Here is a 17843-nt window from a genome sequence, read left to right on the forward strand (position 1 = left end):
GGTGCCCGGTGCGCGCAAGCCCAGGAGATGATCAAGATCGGCTCTACAGTGGGGCGTGGAGCCTCCGACCCTGGACGGTGATCGTGATGACGGCGAGCCATCCGCGTTTCGCCCGCCTCTACCCGCGTGCCGGCGACCACGAGGACGCGCTCGGCGCACTCGCCCACCGCCGGGAGCTGCTGGCCGGGCTCGAAGGCCGCGTCCTTGAGGTCGGGGCCGGGCACGGCGCCAACTTCGCCCACCACCCGCCCGCCGTACACGAGGTCGTGGCGGTGGAGCCGGAGGCGGGGCTGCGCGTGCCTGCCGTGCGTGCGGCCGGGCTGTCATCTGGCCCGCGACACCGTGTCCGCCATCGCCTCGGCCGGGTTCACCATCGACGAGGTCAGGCGTTTCGACTTCCGGCCCGGCGGGCGCACCACGCCGAGCTCACCCCGCGTCATCGGCAGGGCCACCCGGCCGTGAGCCGGGCAGGAGCATGCGCGCGAGCGCGTCGGCCGCCCAGTCGCGCCAGCGGGCCCGGCTCCAGCCCCTGGTGTGGACGAGCAGGTTGTAGGTCTCGGGCGACAGCACGGCCAGGGCGATGTCGGCGGCGCTCGCGGCGTCCAGGCCGTCGCGCAGCGGCGTCTTGGCGGCCAGGGCCTCGGCGAACACGCGCTGCACGGTGAGGCGCTGCTCCAGATTGGCCGCCCAGACGGCGCCCAGGTCGGGCTCGGTCGCGGCGGCGCTGCGGACCACGTCGAGCAGCGGCGCCGCACGCAGGTAGATGTCGGCGGCGCCGTCCACCTGGCGGGCGAGCTGCCCTTCGGGCGAGGGGTCGTCGAGCGCCTCGCGCGCCCAGGTGCGCCGCAGGGTGGGCACGGGATGGTCGTCACCGGCCACGGCCTGGTCGAGCGCCGTGGTCAGCAGGGCGCGTTTGGTGCTGAAGGCGTAGTAGACGGTCTGCTCGCTCACCCCGGCCTCGGCCGCGATGGCCACGATGCTCGTCGCGGTGTAGCCGTACGCGGTGAACAGCCGGGTGGCCGCTTCGGTGACGCGCGCCCGGGTGGCCCTGGCCCGCGCGGTCCGGCCGTCCTCTTTCTGATGGGAGCTCACGACTTGACTATAGCGGCACTACAAAAACATTCTTAGAGGGTGACTATAGAAACTTCGGTCCTCGTTCTCGGCGGCTACGGCGCGGTCGGCAGGCACGTCGCCGCCGCCCTCGCCGACCGGCCCGGCATCCGTGTGACCGTCGCCGGGCGCGACCCCGCGAAGGCGCGTCCCGTGCCCGGCGCCGCCGTCCTGCGCCTGGACGCCGCCGATCCCGCCGCCCTGGCCCGTGCGCTCGACGGCGTCACGGTGGTGGTGATGTGCACCGAGATGGACAATGCCCGGGTCGCCCGCGCCTGCCTGGAACGCGGCGTGCACTATGTCGACGTCTCGGCCTCGCCCGCCGTGCTGGAGGGTGTCGCCGCCCTCGACGCCCTGGCCGTGCGGCGTGGGGCGAGTGCGGTGCTGAGTGTGGGCCTGGTGCCCGGTGTGAGCAATCTGCTGGCCCGGATCTGCGTGGACAGGGCGCCGGCCCAGGCGTTGCGGATCGGCGTCCTGCTCGGCTCAGGGGAGCGGCACGGCCCTGCGGCGCTCGCCTGGACCCTGGACGGGCTCGGCGCCCTGCGGGGCTCGTGGCCGATGCGCTTTCCCGGCCCGTACGGCACGCGGGTCGTGCGGCGCTTCCCGTTCTCCGACCAGTACACGCTGCCCGGCACGCTCGGCGTGGCCGATGTGCGGACCGGGTTGTGCCTGGACTCGCGGGTGCTGTCACGCCTGCTGGCGGCGGCGGGCCGTCCAGGGGTGGCCGGGCTGCTGCGGCGGCCGGGCGTGCGCGCGCTGCTGCTCGCCGGGCTGGGGCGGTTGCACGCGGGCGGGGACGGATTCGCCGTGACGGTCTCGTCCGGCGAGGTCACGGCGTCGTTCGCGGGCAGGGAGCAGAGCCGCGCCACCGGTCGTGCCGCCGCCCTGCTCGTTCCCGCCCTGTCGTCGTCGCCGTCCGGCGTGCGACACCTCGACCAGCTGGTCGATCCCGTCGCCTTCCTGACCGAACTCGCGGAGTCCGGCTTCGAGCTGACGCTCGGCTGACGGCGCGGCCCTGCTGGTCAGCCCCGTCGGTCGGCCCGGTCAGTCGTCCTGGGCGGCGGCGCGTTCGATGGCGGCCTTCACCAGGCCGAAGATCGCGCCCTGGAGTGCCGCGGCGACCAGGACCTCGCCCCATCCGTAACGGGTGGAGTCAGCCTCGGGCGGTTCGGGCTTGCCCGAGGCGAGCTTCCACACCTGCTTGAAGACGACCCCGGCCACCAGACCGCCGAGTACACCGCCTGCCATCCGTGCTGGTTTCGCGATGACCTGTTTCATGACGGTCACGCATACCCCCACGAAGCCGGACTAGTCAGGTCGAACGGGTCAGGAAGGAGTCGGCTCCTCGACCGGCACCAACGGACAGTCGTGGATCACGAAGATCGCCTCGCCCTCGGCGCAGGCCTCGCCGTCACAGGCCTTGACCGGCGTCCGGAACGTCCCGGTCGCGCTCGGCACACCCGACACCGTGCCGTCGACGCCGATCGTCACGCCCGGAGGCAGCTTGGCCGGATCGGTGACCGTGTAGGTGATCACCCGCTCCGGGATCTGCGGGACGGCGACCGTACCCGTCAGCTTCTGGCCGACCGGCCCCGACAGGACCGCGTCGGGCGCACTCGGCGGCACGGCCGGTTGCGCCGGGCCCTCGCAGGTCACCTGGACCGAGTCGAGGAAGTTGCCATAGCTGGGGCTCCCGGCAGCCGACGAGATGGCCTGGAAGGCGATCCTGGTCGTCGTCTGGCCCGCCGGCACCGTGTACGTGCCCTGGTAGCGCCCCCACTTGTCACCGCCGTCGGCGATGTCGACGCCGGTGCCTCCCGTCGGCGTCTGCGCGACCCCGTTGACGCGGACCTGCATGACGTCCTTCTTCGCCGCCGTCGTCGAGCGTGCCCGGTGGGCCAGGCTCCACTTCAGCGTGGAGCCCGGAGTGGTGGCGATGTCCTGGTAGAGCGCGGAGGCGGTGTAGGCGTTGATCTCCGCGAACTGCGCCCCGCTGTCGGCCGCGACCGTGACGCCCGCCGCCGTGTTGCCGGGCCCCCAGATCTCGATGAACCCGTCGGGCGAGGTCGTACGCCACCCCGGCACGGTCTTGCTCAGCCACCCGTGCCCCTTGATCCCCGGCGGCTCCTCGAACCCGCCGTTCAGCACCGAGCACGCGACGACACCCTGCGCCGAAGCGGCCACCGGCATATGCACGACAGGCACGGCGAGCGCCGCACTCAGCAGGAAGATCACTGTTCTGTTCACATACTCCATGATCACACAGAGTGGCCTAATGATCGCTGTGCATGAGTCTCGCGGTGTTTTGGGAGACGCCGAACCTACGGAAATTGCTGATATTTCTATATGCGCGGCACGTACGAGTCCGCCAGGCGCAAGGTGCGGGAGGCGGCGAGGGAGCTCGGCAGGCGGGGCGTGCCGTTCGTCATGGTCAACAGGGAGCAGCCGGTGCGGTGGGGCGACCCGAGCGTGGCCGACAACAGCGCGGGGACCGTGCTCGCCGCCGAGTTCCTGCTGGAGCGGCTGGCCGACCCCCGCACCTCCCCTGCGCACGCTCCTGCACCCGGCCGTGCTCGTGCGCAGGTCGACCCATGCGCCCGCGCCCGGTCAGGCTCCGTAACCGCGCAGGAACAGCGCCTCGGTCAGCGCCATGTTCGCGATCTCGCCGGGATGCACGCTCTCGTTGGGCGCGTGGATGAGCGTGAGCGGCTCCTCCACACCCATGAGGATGATCTCGGCGTCCGGGTAGGTGTCGTGGAAGACGTTGCACAGCGGGATCGACCCGCCCTGCCCCAGCCCGGCCGCCTCCACCCCGTAGGCCTCACGCATGGCCGCGCGCAACGCCGTGTACGCGGGCCCGTCGGTCTTGGCCAGGAACGGCTGGCCGGACGCCTGCCGTTCCACACTGACGTGCACACCCCACGGCGCCACCGCCTTGAGATGGGCGATGAGCGCGTCCTGCGCGTGCACGGCGTCCATGCCGGGCGGCACGCGCAGGTTGAGCCTGGCCTTGGCATGCGGCTGGATGGCGGCGGCCGACCCGACGACCGGCGGGCAGTCGATGCCGAGCACGGTCAGGGCGGGCCTGGCCCACAGCATGTCGGACACGGTGCCGTCGCCCAGCAGCCGCTCCCCGCCCAGCACGTGCGCGTCGGCGGTGAACTGCTCGGGCGGGTACGGCGCGCCCTGCCAGGTCTGGGTGTTGTCCAGGCCCCGCACCGTGGTGTTGCCTTCGGCGTCGCGCAGGGTGGACAGCATGTGCACGAGCGCGGCGAGGGCGTCGGGCGCGGCCCCGCCGAACATGCCGGAGTGCATCTCGCTGCCGAGCGCCTCGACCGAGACGACCACGTCGGCCAGGCCGCGCAGGCTGATGGTGAGCGCCGGTTCGCCGACGGCCGCGCCGCCGGTGTCGCAGACCAGGATGGCGTCGGCGCGCAGCAGGTCGGCGTTCTTGGGCACGAAGTCCTCGAGGCCGCCGGTGCCCTGCTCCTCCGAGCCTTCGACGATGAGCTTGAGCCCGACGGGCACGTCGTCGCCGAGTGCGCGAAGGGCGGTCAGGTGCATGAGGATGTTGCCCTTGCAGTCGGCCGTGCCTCGGCCGTACCAGCGGCCCTCGCGCTCGGTGAGCTGCCAGACGGGGGTGTTCCAGGCGTCCTCGTCGAGCGGCGGCTGCACGTCGTAGTGGGCGTAGAGCAGCACGGTCTTCGATCCCGGAGGGCCGGGCCGCTCGCCGTACACGGCCTTGCTGCCGTCCGCGGTCTCGACCAGGCGCATGCCGGAGAAGCCGACGCCCTCGAAGGCGTCGAGCACCCACTGGGCGGCCTTCTCGCACTCCTGCGGCGGGAACTGGCGCGGGTCGGCGACCGACCTGAACGCCACCAGTTCGGTCAGCTCCTCCTTCGCCCTGGGCATCAGGGCGGCGATGCGGTCACGCAGTTCCATCGTGGTCACCCTTCGAGCTTCAGGCTGTTGATCGTGTCGTCGAACTCCTGCTGCTTGTTCGGGCAGTACACCTGCACGAGCAGCCCGGCGCCCTTGACGAGGCGTTCCGCGGCGATGACCGGCCGCTGGCCGGGGCCCGCCGCGCCGGTGGTCAGCGCGGTGGCCTTGGCCACCGTGCCCGCCGGGTCCGCGCACAGCGCGCCGCCGTCCTTGCCGAGCGCCTGGACGAGCACGTCGGTGTCGACCGGCCGCAGCCCGGCGGCGACGAGCCGCTCGTTGAGCTGCTTGGCCTTGCTCTGCGCCGTGGCGGTGGCGTTGGCCTGCCTGGTGCCCCACATGATGGCCATGACGACCAGCACGACCACCACGAGCAACCCCACGGCGGTGTAGGTGACCCAGGTCCGCTGTGTGGTCATGACGCCTCCTCCTCGACGGCGGCGGCCCGCTCCGGGTTGCGCCACGACGGCTTGCTGAGCTTGATGAGCAGGTACGGCACCGCCAGCCCGACCAGGACCAGCCCGCCGCCGACGATGAGGAAGTAGGTGAGCGGACTGCCCGAGCCGAACTGCGAGGGCGGCACGAACCCGATGATCATCGCGGCGGCCGAGGCGACGAATCCGACGACGCACAGCAGCCCGAGCGCCGGTGCCTTGAAGCCGCGCGGATGGTCGGGCTGCGTGCGGCGCAGCCGTACCGCGGAGACGAACATCAGCAGGTAGACGATCAGATAGATCTGCGTCGTGATCACCGAGAGGATCCAGTACGCGCTGGAGACGTTCGGGATGAACGCGTACAGCAGCGCGATGATCGTGGTGACGACGCCCTGGGCGACGAGGATGTTCTGCTGGACGCCGTGCTTGTTCAGCTTCTGCAGCGACGGCGGCAGCCAGCCCTCCTCGCGGCTGATCATCAGAACGCCCTTGGACGGTCCGGCCAGCCAGGTGAGCATGCCGCCGAGCGAGGCCGCGATGATCAGCAGTCCGAAGATCGGCGTCAGCCACTGCACGCTGAAGTGCGCGAACATCGTGTCGAACGCCTGCATCACGCCCGCGGTGAGGCTGGTGCTGTCGGCGGGCACCACCCAGCTGATCGCCAGCGCCGGCAGGATGAAGATGACCAGCACCAGTCCGACGGCCAGGAACATCGAACGCGGGAAGTCCCTGCCGGGGTTCTTCAGGCTGGAGACGTGCACGGCGTTCATCTCCATGCCCGAGTAGGACAGGAAGTTGTTGACGATCAGCACCAGGCTGGCGATGCCCGCCCACGGCGGCAGGATGTGCGCGGCGTCCATCGGCGCGGCCGACGCGTTGCCCTCGCCCAGGAAGATCATGCCGAGCACGATCAGCACCGTGCCGGGCACCAGGGTGCCGATGATGAGCCCGGCGCTGGACAGGCCCGCGACCGTCTTGGTGCCCCGGCTGGAGACCCACACCCCGGCCCAGTAGATGACCACGATGACGATCGCGGTGTAGAGGCCGTTGCTGGCCAGCGCCGGATTGATGACATAGGCGAACGTGCTGGCCACGAAGGCGAGCAGGGTCGGGTAGTAGAAGATCGTCATGGCGAACTGGCACCACACGGCCAGGAAGCCCAGCTTCTTCGACAGTCCCTGGCTGACCCAGTTGTAGACGCCGCCGCTCCAGCCCGACGCGAGTTCGGCCGAGACCAGTGCGGTCGGCAGCAGGAACACGATGGCGGGCACGATGTAGAGGAAGATCGCCGCCAGGCCGTACACGGCCATGCTCGGTGCGGCCCGCAGGCTGGCGACCGAGCTTGTGATCATGAATGCGAGCGCCACCCACGAGATCCAGGCGGTCGCGGGCTTGGTCGTCGCGGCCTTGGCCCTGGGAACCGCTCCCGAATCCCCGGGAACATCAATCGAACTCATCGCAGCATCCCCCGATGCATAGGTTCGTCTCTGTGATCCTTCCATTACTTTGGGTAGGTAAACGTCGTGAAAGGCGATGAAAGAGCCCTGTTGGTGGATCTCTCCCGGTTGCTACTCGCGGGCAGTGCCGAGGGCGTCTTCCTCGTCCGCGACTCCGTGCGCAGGATGGCGGCGGCCTACGGGCTCGACGCCGACCTGCTCGTCCTGCCCGACCAGCTCATCCTGCGCATCGGCGAGGACACCTTCGACGTGGTCGAGGCCACGCCCGGGCTCTCGCTGGTCCGGATGGAGCGCGTCAAGACGCTGGTCGGACGGATACACGCCGGGCTCGGCGTGCCCGAGGCCAGGCGCGAGCTCGACGCCATCCTGGCCGCGCCGCCGCTCTACCCGTGGTGGTTGCGCGTGCTCGGCGTGGTGCTGTTCACCTCGGGGTTCGCGCCGAGCGTGGTGCCGACGGGCGCCGAGTTCCTCATCACGGTGGTGCTCGGGGCGGTGATGGGCGTGCTGTTCGTCGCGTTCGGCGGCAGGCGGTGGGAGCCGCTGCTGCCCCTGGTCGGGTCGTTCGTCGTGGGCTGCCTGACGCTGACGGTGTTCGCCGACGCCGCCTACCGCGCCGGGCCCGTCATGCTGATGCTGCCCGCGCTGTTCATCGTGATCCCCGGCGACTACCTGTCGGCGGCCTCGGCCGAGCTGGCCGTCGGCCGGATCGCGGCGGGCGCCACCCGGCTGGTCTGGGCCGGCTTCACCCTCGTCCAGATCATCATCGGCGTCGTGCTCGCCGCCCAGGCGACGGGGGCGGGGCGGCAGGCTTTGTTCGAGAGCACGCAGCCGGGCACGCTGCCGTTCTGGGTGGTGGTGCTGGCCTGGGTGCCCTTCACGGTGGGGCTGGCGCTGACGTTCGACGCCAGTATGCGCAACGTGCCGCTGATGGCGGCCCTGGTCGTCGGCACCTATGTGCTGTACGCCGGGTTCGCCAAGGTCGGCGGCGACCTCGTCGGCACGCTGGTCGCCGGGGCCGCGCTCGGCGCGCTCGCCACCCTGCTGGCGCGCTCGCCCACCCGGCCGCCACGTCTCGAGCTCGTCGTCGGCGGGTTCTTCACCCTGACCGTCGGCAGCCTCGGCCTGCGGGGCGTCACCGCGCTCATCGGCGGCCATCCCATCGTCGGCGCCCAGGACCTGTTCAGTTTCCTGCTCATCGTGCCCACAGTGGCGCTGGCGCTGCTGGCCGGGTTCCTGCTGGTGCGGTGAGGCTCACCGCAGGCGGCCGAGCACACTCGTCACGACCGGCATGAGCCCGGCGCAGACGGCCTGCGGGCTGTCCTTGGCGTACTCGTCGGTGCTGTAGGTGCTCACGGTGATCAGATGGCGGCCCTGGCGCACCAGGATCGACCCGGCCGAGCGGGCCTCGCGGCGGGTGACGCAGTAGGCCTGCTCACCGGCGCCCAGGGGCTGTCCGCCGTCCATCCTGGCCGACAGGGCCATGGAGTGCGCGGGCGCCGGAGTGCCGTCGTAGGAGGTGAGCTCCACCTTGAGCACCAGCAGCTCCTTGTCGCCGTCCCCGGGCACCGAACGGCGGCACGCGCTCGTCGTGTAGGTGTAGGGCCGCCTGTCGGCGACGGTGGTGTCGATGCTGAAGTCGGTCACCCCGACCGCCGTGCCGATCTCCTCCTCGACGAACGGCAGCGCCCTCCTGCGGTACAGGGCCTGGACGTCGGCCGCACGCAGCAACGCGCAGGCCGAAGGCGGTTCGGAGGCGACGAGCGGGCTGTCGAAGCCCAGCCTGGTCATCCCGGTGGGCCTGGCCGACTGCTTGCGCAGATTGACGGCCACGGTCCTGACGACGGGCGAGACCAGCCTGGTCCGGCCCGGCAGCATCAGGCTGACGACCACGAACGTACGGCCGAGGCGCAGCGTGTAGTTCGCCCTGCCTTCGGCGTCGACCGGGCCCTTGGTCATGACGGCGACGGGACCGACGGCGGGCCTGGCGACGTACTTGTCGAACATGTATCGCGTGGCGCGGTCGCTGACATACCCCGCCTGGTAGACCTGGACCTCCAGATAGCCGCGCCCGACCGTCAGGTAGCGGCATCGGTTGGGCGGCTGGTGCGGCAGGAACAGCTCGTCGGAGGCGTCGATCCTGCCGGTGCCCTGGCCGTCGAAGTAGGAGCGCTCGACGACTCCCGCCAGCGGGTTGGGATGCAGGCGCAGGCCGTGGCCGCCAAGATCGGCGATGGACAGCAGGTTGCAGGCGGCGATGACCGGGACACCGGCGTAACGAGCGGGGGCGGCGCTGCCGCGTGTCGCGAGCGGGGCCGGGTCCATGATGCCGTCGTCGGCGTCGTCGGTGAAGCCCTCGCGTGCCACCGGCCGGGGGCCGCCCGGCTCGGCCGCCGTCGCCGTGACCGAGGCCCGGGGCGTGCCACCGCCCGTCATCCGGGTGAACACGACCACCGCGCCGACCGCGACCAGGACGACGGCCAGCAGTGAGGCGACGATCACCAGGGCGAGCAGGCCGCCGCGCCGCCTGGGCGGTGGAGGCGGTGGTGGCGGCAGGTAGCGGTGTGCCGGCTGATAGGGCGGCTGAGCCATGTACGTCCCCCGGAAGACCTGCAGCGGATGCCGATCATTGATCGTGATGGATGCTACTGCGGGGGGATGAGTCGGGATGCGGCCAAGTTTCGTGGCATTCCTGCCAGCAGGTCAGAAGATCTTCATCTTGTCGATCATGGTCCAGCTTTCATGGACCTTGATCGCGTTGGCGTACTCGCCCTTGGCGATCCAGTCGCCCAGCTTGCGCGTGCCCGCGTGCTTCTTCAGCTGCCCGTTGAACTCGCCCGCGTTGTAGTACACGTATGTCCAGTAGACGAGCTCGGCCGTCGTGGGAGGGGCGTAGCCGTGCGTCCTGACGTCGGCCAGGAACAACGCACGGCGGCGGCGCATCAGCGCGGCGAGGCCCTGCAGCGCCATCGTCAGCGACGGGAAGACCGCCGAAGGCACCGTCGAGCTGAACTCGTTGCGGCGCGAGTCCGGCGTGACCTTCGACAGGTCGTAGCCGGGCGGCAGGAAGTCCTTGGCCGGGCGGTTGGCGGCGTTCAGGTCGGTGAAGAAGTGGTCGGTGCCGAGGAAGTCGAAGCCGGAGATCGGCTCGGTGACCTTGACACCGCCCAGCTGCGCCTCGGTCGGCTCGGCGTCCGGGCCCAGCCCGATCCGCCCGCGCACATAGGCGTCCAGCCCCTCCTTGAACGCATAGACGTAGAGCTGGTCGGCGGGCAGGTCGGCGCTCGCGGCGGCGAAGACGGCGTCGAGCACCTGGGTGGGAGTGTTCTTCAGCCAGTACTTCGCCTGCGACTTCGGATGGGCCTGGCCCAGCTTGGCCAGGGGCGTGGTGAAGGCGGCGAAGAAGCCGTGCTCCTTGGCCTTGTACTCCTTGCTCTTCGCCTTGGCCCGTTCGGCGACCAGGTCGTTCCAGAGCGCCTGGAGCCTCTTCTCGGCGGCCGCGTTGCCCGCCGTCGCGAGTGCGGAGGTGATCTTCGCCCGGCCTGCCTTCAGGTTGAATTCCACGCTCTTGCCCTGCTGGATCTCGCGCAGTGCGGCCCTGAGCACGTCGACGTCGGCCTTGGTGCTCGCGTCGGGGGTGAGGAAGCCGCTCTTGGCGTTGTCCATGACCTGCTCGCCCCTGGTCTTGCGGTGCACCACGGGTGAGCGCCCGCCGGTCAGTGCCACGTGGGCCAGCTCGTGTGCGATCAGCGCGTGTCCCGCCCTCGTGCCCGGCCGGTAGAGGTCGCCGTCCAGGCCGATCCGCTCGCCGTGGGTGAACGCGGCGGCGTCCAGTGCGCCCGCCGTACGCCTGGTGTGGTCGTCGGTGTGCACTCTGACCCGGCTGAAGTCGTGGCCGAGCCTGGCGCCGAAGTGCGCGCGCGCCTCGGCGGGCAGCGGCACGCCCTCGGGGGCCGCGCTGACGGCGGGCAGCTCGGGGGAGCCGTCCAGCGCCCTGGCGGCGAGCCGGTCGGCGGCGTGCTCGGCGGCGTCGCCCGGCCGGGAGAGGGCGACGGGCCGCCTGGGGGACTGCTCGTACACACTCATGATCGCCACAGTACGTCGCCGAGGGGGCGGCGTCGTGTTACCGAGCGCGACGAAGCCGTTCGGGCAGGCGAGGGTTTCAGCGCCGCGACGGGAGCCTGACCACGGTGACGAAGAACTCGTCGATCTGCCGGATGGCCGCGATGAACTGCTCCAGGTCGACCGGCTTGGTCACATAGGCGTTGGCGTGCAGCTTGTAGCTGCGCAGGATGTCCTCCTCGGCCGACGACGTGGTCAGCACCACGACCGGGATGGCGGCCAGGTCCGGGTCTGACTTGATCTGCTCGAGGACCTGACGGCCGTCGTACTTGGGCAGGTTCAGGTCGAGCAGCACGAGGTCGGGACGCGGCGCGCCGACGTGCTCGCCGCGCTTGTAGAGGAAGTCGAGCGCCTCCAGCCCGTCCCGGACGACGTGCAGGGCGTTGCGGATCTTGTTGTCCTCGAACGCCTCACGGGTGATGAGCTCGTCGCCCGGGTCGTCCTCGACCAGCAGGACGTCGATGGGCTGTGACTGGTCAGGCATGCGGTACTTCCTTGGGTGCGGGGTCGGACGCGGGAAGGGTGAAACAGACGCGGGTGCCGCCTTCGGGCGGGTTCTCCAGCCAGATACGGCCGCCGTGGTGCTCGATGATCTTCTTGCACAGTGCCAGGCCGATCCCGGTGCCCGAGTAGGCCTCGCGGCTGTGCAGGCGCTGGAAGATGACGAAGACCTTGTCGGCGAACTCCTCGGGGATGCCGATGCCGTTGTCGGTGACGCTCACCTGCCACGGCCCTTCGGGGCTCTGGCGCTCGCAGGTGATGCGCACCACCGGCGTCTCGCCGGGCCTGCGGAACTTGACGGCATTGCCGATCACGTTCTGCCACACCATGGTGAGCAGCGTCGCGTCGCCGCGCACGCCGGGCAGGTGCTCGGGCCGCTCGACGCGTGCGCCCGTCTCCTCGACGGTCGTGCTCAGATTGGCCACCGCCCGGTCCACGCAGGCGTCGAGGTCGACCTGCTCGGGCGGGCCCTGCTGGCGGCCGACGCGGGAGAAGGTGAGCAGGTCGTTGATCAGGACCTGCATGCGGGTGGCGCCGTCGGTGGCGAAGGCGATGTACTGCAGGCCGCGCTCGTCGAGCTTGTCGCCGTACCTCTTGGCGATGAGCTGGCAGAACGTGGCGACCTTGCGCAGGGGCTCCTGCAGGTCGTGCGAGGCGACGTAGGCGAACTGTTCGAGCTCGGCGTTGGAGCGGCGCAGGTCGACGGCGTGCGCGTCGAGCTCGTCCTTCTGCCGTTGCAGCTCGGCCTGCTGGTGCTTGGCGACCTCCAGGTCGGCGACGATACGGCGGCGCATGGCCTCCACGTCGCGGGCCAGGTCGGCGATGTCGGCGGGGCCGTGCGCGCCGATGTGGTGGGTGTAGGTGCCGGAGGCGACCCGCCTGGCCGCCACGCGCAGGTTGTCCAGCGGGACGACGACGGCACGCTGGAGCAGCACGGCCATGGTGATCCCGCCGACCAGCAGCAGGGCGAGCATCGCGGCGAAGAAGGCGTCACGCGTGGCCTGCAACCGGCCGACCTCGGCCCTGGTCTGCTCCCTGAGCTGGGTGAAGTGATCGTTCTGTACGGTGAACAGCGCCCGGATGTCGTCGAAGGCCCGCTTGCTCGCCTCCACCCGCACGGGGTCGATCGGCGTCTTGGCCCGCGCGGCGGCGATGAGCGGCTCGGCATAGGCCCGGCGCCAGGCGATCGCCGCGTCGCGCAGCGTGGCCACGTCGCCGAGCTGCTGAGGGTGCTCGTCGATCAGCGCGGTGATACGCGCCGCCCGTGCCTGCTCCTCGCGCACGCCCTGGATGTAGGGCTCGAGGAACTGCGGATCGGCGCTCAGCAGGTACCCGCGCACACCGGTCTCCTGGTCGACCAGGGCGTTCTGCAGCAGCAGGGTCTCGACCCGCGCGGGCGAGACGACGTCGGACAGCCGGTCGGACAGCTCGGTGGTACGGCTCAGCAGCGTGCCGCCGACCACGGCGCAGACCAGGACCAGGATCCCCATCACCGCCATGACCAGGATGAACCAGTGCCTGACGGTGAGCCTGCGCCAGCGGCCGACCGGCCCGGCGTCCTCGCTCATCGTTCCTCCTTCCACCGCAGATGCACCACGGCCAGGTCGTCGATCGAGGTACCCGAATCGGTCGCCGCCTCGACCCCGGCGATCAGGGCGTCGAGGAACTCGGGCCCCGGCAGGTCGCCCAGCCCGCCGGCCAGGTCGGCCAGGCCGCTCTCGTCGAGCCGCTCGGCGCTGTCCCCGGCGAGCGGGCGTTCGAACAGGCCGTCGGTGAACAGCACCAGCGCCGCGCCCTCGGGCAGCTTCAGCTCGTTGAGCGGGCAGTCGGTGGGCGGGATCGGCAGGCCGAGCGCGGGACCGGCGGGCGGGTCGAGCAATCGCACGTCGCCTCCCGTGCGGACGAGCAGGGCGGGATGCCCGGCCCGCAGCACGCGTACCGAGCGGCGGTCGGCGTCCAGGCTCACCATGCAGATCGTGGTGAAGATCTCGGTATTGGCCCTTTCCGCCTCCAGGATGCGTTGCAGCTGCCTCAGCAGTGCGGGCCCGCTCACGCCGCTCAGCACCAGCGTGCGCCAGGCCACCCGAAGGCACACCCCGAGCGCCGCCTCGTCGGGCCCGTGGCCGCACACGTCGCCGATCACCGCGTGCACGGTGCCGTCGTCGGCCTCGACCACGTCGTAGAAGTCACCGCCGAGCAGGGCTGAGGTACGGCTCGGCCGGTAGCGTGCGGTCACCTCGATCGGCGCGGTGCTCAGCAGCGGCACCGGCAGCAGGCCACGCTCCAGACGGGCGTTCTCCTGGGCGTGCGCCTGGCCGATCCGCAGGGCGGCAGCCGCCTGCTCGGCCTGCTTGCGCTGCACGGCGTAACGGATGGCCCGGCCCAGCCACTCGCCTTCGACCTGACCTTTGACCAGGTAGTCCTGCGCTCCGGCCGCGACTGCGGCCAGGCCCGACTCCTGCTCGGCCCGTCCGGTCAGCACGACGACGGCCGCGCCGGGCGCCGCGCTCAGCACGGTCTCCAGGGCGGACAGGCCCTGCGCGTCGGGCAGGTGCAGGTCGAGCAGCACGCAGTGCGGGGTCTCGTCGGCCAGTGCCTTGCGGGCCTCGCCGAGCGAGTGCACCCAGCGCAGCCTCACCGTCAGGCCGCTGTCGTCGAGCAGCTCCTCGACCAGGAGCGCGTCGGCCGGGTCGTCCTCGATCAGCAGGACGACGAGCTCCCGCTCGGTGGCGTCGGCGATCGGCGCCCTCACATCGAACAAGGCGACCCTCCGTACCGAAGCCTGCCTGGGCAAGGCGGTTCCAAGCGAAAAGGCGCCCCGGATTCCGAGACGCCCCACCCGCAACCGCCGATCATAGTCGCTGATAACTACCGAAACGGACGAAATGCCCGCCTGGGTGGCGTGTGGATGTCGAAGGGCAGGTGGGGCTCGGCCAGGATCGAGTGCGGCGGCGTGTCGGGGGTGATCAGCCCGAGGCGCTCGAACACGGGGAAGCGCGCCGACGTGGCCGCGAGGTGGCGCGGGCGCATGACCGGGTGCCAGATGCTGTACGCGCCGATGTCGCCGTCCCTGCGCCGGTACCACCCGGCCGTGGGGTGGGTCAGGCGCTCCAGCCACTCCGGCTCGGCCGCGAAGCCGTCCAGTGCGGTGGGCGGCTCGGCGACCTGTTCGGCATGGCAGCAGGCGTCACCGGCTTCGAGCCGCCAGCGGGCGGGGGATCCGGCCCAGTCGGCGCCGATGCGGATGCGGTCGCGGCTCCACGGCATGCCCCACACGTGCCGGGGGATCGCCACGACGGGATGGTCGAGCGCGGTGCCGAAGAACCAGACGCCCGACCGGCCGTGCGCGGTGACGTAGGCGCGGTAGTTGATCTGCCCGCAGTCGATGCCCACCTGCGGCAGGAACCTGAAGTGGAAGTCGCGGTCCTTGAACGCGACCGCCGAGACCAGGCTGCCCGGCCCGTCGGCGAACATCAGGGTCATCGGGGCGAATCCGTCGGGCAGCAGGCGCGCCAGGGCGTCGACGTCCACCCGGTAGCTGACGATGGCGAAATCGTCGAGGTCGGTCTGCGCGTGGAACCACCGGGGTTGCGGCCTCGGTGTGCCGACGAAACTCATGAACCCGAACATTACGGAATTTGGGCCCGCCGGGTGGCCGGTTCCGGTCTTGTCGGGCAGGACGGCTTCGCGTCAGGTGGAGTTGCGCACCGGCTGCAGGTCGGCGGCGTCGAGCGCCTCCTCCAGCGTGGGATGCAGGCTCATGATGGAGGCCACGCCGGTGATCTCCAGCAGTCGCAGCACCCGCTCGTGCGGCGCGACCACGAACAGGGCGCCCGCCGCCTTCTGCAGCCGGGCCTGGACGCCGATGAGCTTGGCCAGACCGGTGCTGTCCATGAAGGTGACGGCACGCAGATCGAGCACCAGCGGCTCGTCGGCATCGGGATGAGCCTGCTCGACGAGCTCGGAGAAACCCGGTGCGTTGGTGGCGTCGACCTCGCCTTCCACCGTGATCAGATTCCCGCCGCCGATCCGGCGGGCCGTCGTCGACAAAGGGGTCACGAGAGCTTCTCCCTCCTCGTCGGTCCAAGCGGTCTGATGCTCCTTCCAAGGCAACCACAGAAGGCAGTTGCCGGAAAGGCTCTTCTCCCTAATGCGCGGCAACCCGTGTGCTGAACGTGACCTACGGGGTAGGGGACGGGCATGGCAGGACGGAACGTACGCCTGGGGGCGTCCGCCGTGGCTCTGGTCGCCGGGCTCGCGGCCTGCTCGTCGGCCGACACCGGCCAGGCGCTGGACGCGGCCGCGCGCTTCTCCGCCGCACTCGCCGAAGGCAGGGCGGAACAGGCGTGCGCTGCTCGGCCGTTAGGAGGCGTGAGGGATGGGGGGTTCGTCAAGGACAACGCGTTGAGCCTGTTCCTCGGGCCGGCCTTCCTGGCGGCCCCGGCCGGGCAGTCGTTCGCGGGCAGGTGGCCGAAGGGGGAGAGGCGATCGGCCGGCTCGCCCGTGTGAGCTCATCGGACTTCGCGGTGGACGTGGCGGAGAACTGGCAGTCGGAGTTCCTCGCCGTCCTGTCCATGGTCATCCTGTCGGTGTACCTGCGCCAGCGCGGCTCCCCCGAGTCCAAACCGGTCGGCACGCCCCACACGACGACCGGACTGGAGAGCTGACCGCCGCCCTCAGTCCTCGCGGTTGCGCGAGACGATCGAGGCGTTGAGCGCGGTCGCGAACGCCGTCCAGGCCGCGTACGGCAGCAGCGCGACTCCCGCACGGCGGTCGGCCCGCAGGAAGCGCCTGACCAGGTCGATGTTGGAGGCGTTCAGCAGGGCGATGTCGGCCAGGGCCAGGCGTGGCGCGCGTGCGGCGAAGAACAGCGGCGTCCAGGCGGCGTTGAGCGCCAGGTTCACCGCGAACGCGCCGCCGAGCGCGGCTCGGTCGTCGCGGGCCTCGGTCAGCGCCCGCGCGCCCGCGTAGGCGATGAGCCCGTACAACGGCGTCCACACCAGTCCGAAGGCCTGGGGCGGCGGCTGCCACGGCGGTTTGCGCAGCTTGCGGTACCAGGACGACCCGGCGTCGGTGGCCAGCCCACCCGCGACGGCCACCACGGTCACCGCACCGGCCGTCTTCGCCAAATTCCGCAAAAAGGCACGTTTCTCCATATATGGCCTCTTACCCGAGTCCCGCCTGGGCATGCCCGGGTCGTGGTGCGCATCGGCGGGTGCGATGCGGGTAGCGGGGCCGCATGAAGGTTGCCGCATGAAGGTTGTTGTCGTGGGTGGGACGGGACAGGTGGGGACGGGCGTGGTCTCGGCCCTCGCGGGCGATCCGGCCGTCGAGTCGATCGTCGCCGTGGCCAGGCGGGAGCCGGGCGGGCTGCCGGACAAGGTGTCGTGGCGCGCCGCCGACGTGGTGAGCGACGACCTGGACGAGCTCTTCCGCGACGCCGATGCCGTGGTGCATCTCGCCTGGCTGTTCCATCCGGCCAGGCGGCCCACCGTGACCTGGCGGGCGAACGTCGTGGGCGGCATGCGTGTCTTCGAGGCCGCCGCACGCTCCGGCGTCCGCGCCCTGGTGCACGCCTCGTCGGTCGGCGCGTACTCGCCCGGCTCCGGTGAGCGTGCCATCGACGAGAGCTGGCCCACACACGGCTGGCCCGGCGCCTCCCACGCCATGGAGAAGGCCTACCTGGAGCAGGTGCTCGACGACTTCGAGCACGACCACCCACGGGTACGGCTGGTGCGGATGCGGCCCGCCTATGCCTTCGGGCGCACGGCATCGGCCTTGGCTTCGGCCGGGCAGCAGCGGCCGTCGTCCGGGCTCAGGCTGCAGGCCCTGCACTCCGCCGACGCGGCCGAGGCCTACCGGCTGGCCGTGACCAGGCCGGTCTCGGGTGCGTTCAACCTGGCGGCCGATGCGGTGCTCGGCGGCGATCACCTGGCCGAGCTGCTGGACGCCGGGCCGGCCAGGGTGTCGTCGGGCCTGGCCAGGGCGGCGCTGGCCGCGGCCTGGCGGCTCCGGCTGGTTCCCGCGACGCCCGGCCTGCTGGAGATGGCGGCGCAGGCCCCGATCATGGACACCGGGCGGGCGCGTGCCGAACTCGGCTGGCGGCCACGGCACTCGGCCGCGCAGGCACTGGCGGAGTACGCCGAAGGCCTGCGCGGGAGCACCCTCGCCCCGCCGCCGGACATCGGCTCCCTGGGCCGCCTGCGCGATCTCGGCATCGGGCCCTCGAGCCAGGCGGGGTGAGAAGGAGGAAAGGCGGACGCCGGTGTCGGGCAACACCGGC

20 protein-coding genes are annotated in these 17843 nt (G+C 71.1%); 6 read left to right on the plus strand and 14 right to left on the minus strand.

Going from position 1 to position 17843, the window contains the following annotated elements:
* The first annotated feature begins 309 nt into the window (after positions 1 to 309).
* Entirely contained in the window at positions 310 to 462 is a 153-nt protein-coding gene (locus tag ACTWNK_RS05690) for a hypothetical protein (protein ID WP_474302459.1), read from the plus strand.
* Here ACTWNK_RS05690 and ACTWNK_RS05695 read toward each other — a convergent pair.
* Positions 427 to 1092 (minus strand): TetR/AcrR family transcriptional regulator, encoded by a 666-nt coding sequence (locus tag ACTWNK_RS05695; RefSeq protein WP_474302460.1) that lies wholly within the window; start codon positions 1090 to 1092, stop codon positions 427 to 429. The two genes, ACTWNK_RS05690 and ACTWNK_RS05695, sit on opposite strands and share 36 nt — an antisense overlap.
* Before the next feature lie 39 nt (positions 1093 to 1131).
* Here ACTWNK_RS05695 and ACTWNK_RS05700 point away from each other — a divergent pair, with 39 nt between their 5' ends.
* Complete coding sequence (locus ACTWNK_RS05700) at positions 1132 to 2115, plus strand: saccharopine dehydrogenase NADP-binding domain-containing protein (RefSeq protein WP_474302461.1); 984 nt, start codon at positions 1132 to 1134, stop codon at positions 2113 to 2115.
* Positions 2116 to 2154: 39 nt separating this feature from the next.
* Here the strand turns inward: ACTWNK_RS05700 and ACTWNK_RS05705 are convergent, their stop codons facing one another.
* From ACTWNK_RS05705 to gadC, 5 genes are all read right to left on the minus strand, one after another.
* Positions 2155 to 2358 (minus strand): DUF4235 domain-containing protein, encoded by a 204-nt coding sequence (locus tag ACTWNK_RS05705; protein ID WP_474302462.1) that lies wholly within the window; start codon positions 2356 to 2358, stop codon positions 2155 to 2157.
* A 78-nt stretch (positions 2359 to 2436) separates the two neighbouring features.
* On the minus strand, positions 2437 to 3357 hold the full coding sequence (locus ACTWNK_RS05710) for a hypothetical protein (RefSeq protein WP_474302463.1): 921 nt from the start codon (positions 3355 to 3357) through the stop codon (positions 2437 to 2439).
* A 360-nt stretch (positions 3358 to 3717) separates the two neighbouring features.
* Positions 3718 to 5052 (minus strand): M20/M25/M40 family metallo-hydrolase, encoded by a 1335-nt coding sequence (locus ACTWNK_RS05715; protein WP_474302464.1) that lies wholly within the window; start codon positions 5050 to 5052, stop codon positions 3718 to 3720.
* A 5-nt stretch (positions 5053 to 5057) separates the two neighbouring features.
* Positions 5058 to 5468: a hypothetical protein gene (locus ACTWNK_RS05720; RefSeq protein WP_474302465.1), complete on the minus strand. Its 411-nt coding sequence runs from the start codon at positions 5466 to 5468 to the stop codon at positions 5058 to 5060.
* A complete protein-coding gene (gene gadC, locus ACTWNK_RS05725) occupies positions 5465 to 6940 on the minus strand; it encodes a glutamate/gamma-aminobutyrate antiporter GadC (RefSeq protein WP_474302466.1) in 1476 nt (491 codons plus the stop codon). The genes ACTWNK_RS05720 and gadC overlap by 4 nt, the downstream gene beginning before the upstream one ends.
* Positions 6941 to 7033: 93 nt before the next feature.
* Here gadC and ACTWNK_RS05730 point away from each other — a divergent pair, with 93 nt between their 5' ends.
* Positions 7034 to 8188: a threonine/serine exporter family protein gene (locus ACTWNK_RS05730; protein WP_474310841.1), complete on the plus strand. Its 1155-nt coding sequence runs from the start codon at positions 7034 to 7036 to the stop codon at positions 8186 to 8188.
* 3 nt (positions 8189 to 8191) lie between these two features.
* Here the strand turns inward: ACTWNK_RS05730 and ACTWNK_RS05735 are convergent, their stop codons facing one another.
* The 7 genes from ACTWNK_RS05735 to ACTWNK_RS05765 all read right to left on the minus strand — a co-directional run bounded on the left by ACTWNK_RS05735 (position 8192) and on the right by ACTWNK_RS05765 (position 15619).
* Positions 8192 to 9529: a hypothetical protein gene (locus ACTWNK_RS05735; protein ID WP_474302467.1), complete on the minus strand. Its 1338-nt coding sequence runs from the start codon at positions 9527 to 9529 to the stop codon at positions 8192 to 8194.
* A gap of 111 nt (positions 9530 to 9640) precedes the next feature.
* On the minus strand, positions 9641 to 11023 hold the full coding sequence (locus ACTWNK_RS05740; protein WP_474302468.1) for an eCIS core domain-containing protein: 1383 nt from the start codon (positions 11021 to 11023) through the stop codon (positions 9641 to 9643).
* A gap of 76 nt (positions 11024 to 11099) precedes the next feature.
* Positions 11100 to 11543, minus strand: coding sequence for a response regulator (locus ACTWNK_RS05745; RefSeq protein WP_474302469.1), 444 nt, complete (start codon positions 11541 to 11543; stop codon positions 11100 to 11102).
* On the minus strand, positions 11536 to 13128 hold the full coding sequence (locus ACTWNK_RS05750) for a sensor histidine kinase (RefSeq protein ID WP_474302470.1): 1593 nt from the start codon (positions 13126 to 13128) through the stop codon (positions 11536 to 11538). The genes ACTWNK_RS05745 and ACTWNK_RS05750 overlap by 8 nt, the downstream gene beginning before the upstream one ends.
* Positions 13125 to 14312: a PP2C family protein-serine/threonine phosphatase gene (locus ACTWNK_RS05755; protein ID WP_474310842.1), complete on the minus strand. Its 1188-nt coding sequence runs from the start codon at positions 14310 to 14312 to the stop codon at positions 13125 to 13127. Before ACTWNK_RS05755 ends, ACTWNK_RS05750 begins: the two co-directional genes overlap by 4 nt.
* Before the next feature lie 116 nt (positions 14313 to 14428).
* Positions 14429 to 15178 (minus strand): DUF2071 domain-containing protein, encoded by a 750-nt coding sequence (locus tag ACTWNK_RS05760; protein ID WP_474302471.1) that lies wholly within the window; start codon positions 15176 to 15178, stop codon positions 14429 to 14431.
* Between the two features lie 72 nt (positions 15179 to 15250).
* Positions 15251 to 15619 carry an STAS domain-containing protein gene (locus tag ACTWNK_RS05765; RefSeq protein ID WP_474302472.1) on the minus strand — a complete coding sequence of 123 codons (369 nt, stop codon included), beginning with the start codon at positions 15617 to 15619 and terminating at the stop codon, positions 15251 to 15253.
* 141 nt (positions 15620 to 15760) lie between these two features.
* On the opposite strand from ACTWNK_RS05765, the gene ACTWNK_RS05770 reads away from it, so the two are divergent.
* Together ACTWNK_RS05770 and ACTWNK_RS05775 are read left to right on the plus strand one after the other, a co-directional pair.
* On the plus strand, positions 15761 to 16069 hold the full coding sequence (locus ACTWNK_RS05770) for a hypothetical protein (protein ID WP_474302473.1): 309 nt from the start codon (positions 15761 to 15763) through the stop codon (positions 16067 to 16069).
* On the plus strand, positions 16066 to 16227 hold the full coding sequence (locus ACTWNK_RS05775) for a DUF6766 family protein (RefSeq protein WP_474302474.1): 162 nt from the start codon (positions 16066 to 16068) through the stop codon (positions 16225 to 16227). The genes ACTWNK_RS05770 and ACTWNK_RS05775 overlap by 4 nt, the downstream gene beginning before the upstream one ends.
* A gap of 9 nt (positions 16228 to 16236) precedes the next feature.
* On the opposite strand, the gene ACTWNK_RS05780 is transcribed toward ACTWNK_RS05775, so the two are convergent.
* A complete protein-coding gene (locus tag ACTWNK_RS05780) occupies positions 16237 to 16698 on the minus strand; it encodes a TspO/MBR family protein (RefSeq protein WP_474302475.1) in 462 nt (153 codons plus the stop codon).
* Between the two features lie 115 nt (positions 16699 to 16813).
* Here ACTWNK_RS05780 and ACTWNK_RS05785 point away from each other — a divergent pair, with 115 nt between their 5' ends.
* On the plus strand, positions 16814 to 17803 hold the full coding sequence (locus tag ACTWNK_RS05785; protein WP_474302476.1) for an NAD-dependent epimerase/dehydratase family protein: 990 nt from the start codon (positions 16814 to 16816) through the stop codon (positions 17801 to 17803).
* Positions 17804 to 17843 lie beyond the last annotated feature (40 nt).

The organism is Nonomuraea sp. IBHARD001, assembly GCF_056106265.1.

What these genes read in the sequence shown, in the direction of transcription:
- ACTWNK_RS05785 (WP_474302476.1), top strand. Translation starts at nt 16,814, where the DNA reads ATGAAGGTTGTTGTCGTGGGTGGGACGGGACAGGTGGGGACGGGCGTG.
- ACTWNK_RS05720 (WP_474302465.1), bottom strand. Translation starts at nt 5,468, where the DNA reads ATGACCACACAGCGGACCTGGGTCACCTACACCGCCGTGGGGTTGCTC.
- ACTWNK_RS05735 (WP_474302467.1), bottom strand. Translation starts at nt 9,529, where the DNA reads ATGGCTCAGCCGCCCTATCAGCCGGCACACCGCTACCTGCCGCCACCA.
- ACTWNK_RS05745 (WP_474302469.1), bottom strand. Translation starts at nt 11,543, where the DNA reads ATGCCTGACCAGTCACAGCCCATCGACGTCCTGCTGGTCGAGGACGAC.
- ACTWNK_RS05715 (WP_474302464.1), bottom strand. Translation starts at nt 5,052, where the DNA reads ATGGAACTGCGTGACCGCATCGCCGCCCTGATGCCCAGGGCGAAGGAG.
- ACTWNK_RS05770 (WP_474302473.1), top strand. Translation starts at nt 15,761, where the DNA reads ATGGCAGGACGGAACGTACGCCTGGGGGCGTCCGCCGTGGCTCTGGTC.
- ACTWNK_RS05760 (WP_474302471.1), bottom strand. Translation starts at nt 15,178, where the DNA reads ATGAGTTTCGTCGGCACACCGAGGCCGCAACCCCGGTGGTTCCACGCG.
- ACTWNK_RS05740 (WP_474302468.1), bottom strand. Translation starts at nt 11,023, where the DNA reads ATGAGTGTGTACGAGCAGTCCCCCAGGCGGCCCGTCGCCCTCTCCCGG.
- ACTWNK_RS05750 (WP_474302470.1), bottom strand. Translation starts at nt 13,128, where the DNA reads ATGAGCGAGGACGCCGGGCCGGTCGGCCGCTGGCGCAGGCTCACCGTC.
- ACTWNK_RS05705 (WP_474302462.1), bottom strand. Translation starts at nt 2,358, where the DNA reads ATGGCAGGCGGTGTACTCGGCGGTCTGGTGGCCGGGGTCGTCTTCAAG.
- gadC (WP_474302466.1), bottom strand. Translation starts at nt 6,940, where the DNA reads ATGAGTTCGATTGATGTTCCCGGGGATTCGGGAGCGGTTCCCAGGGCC.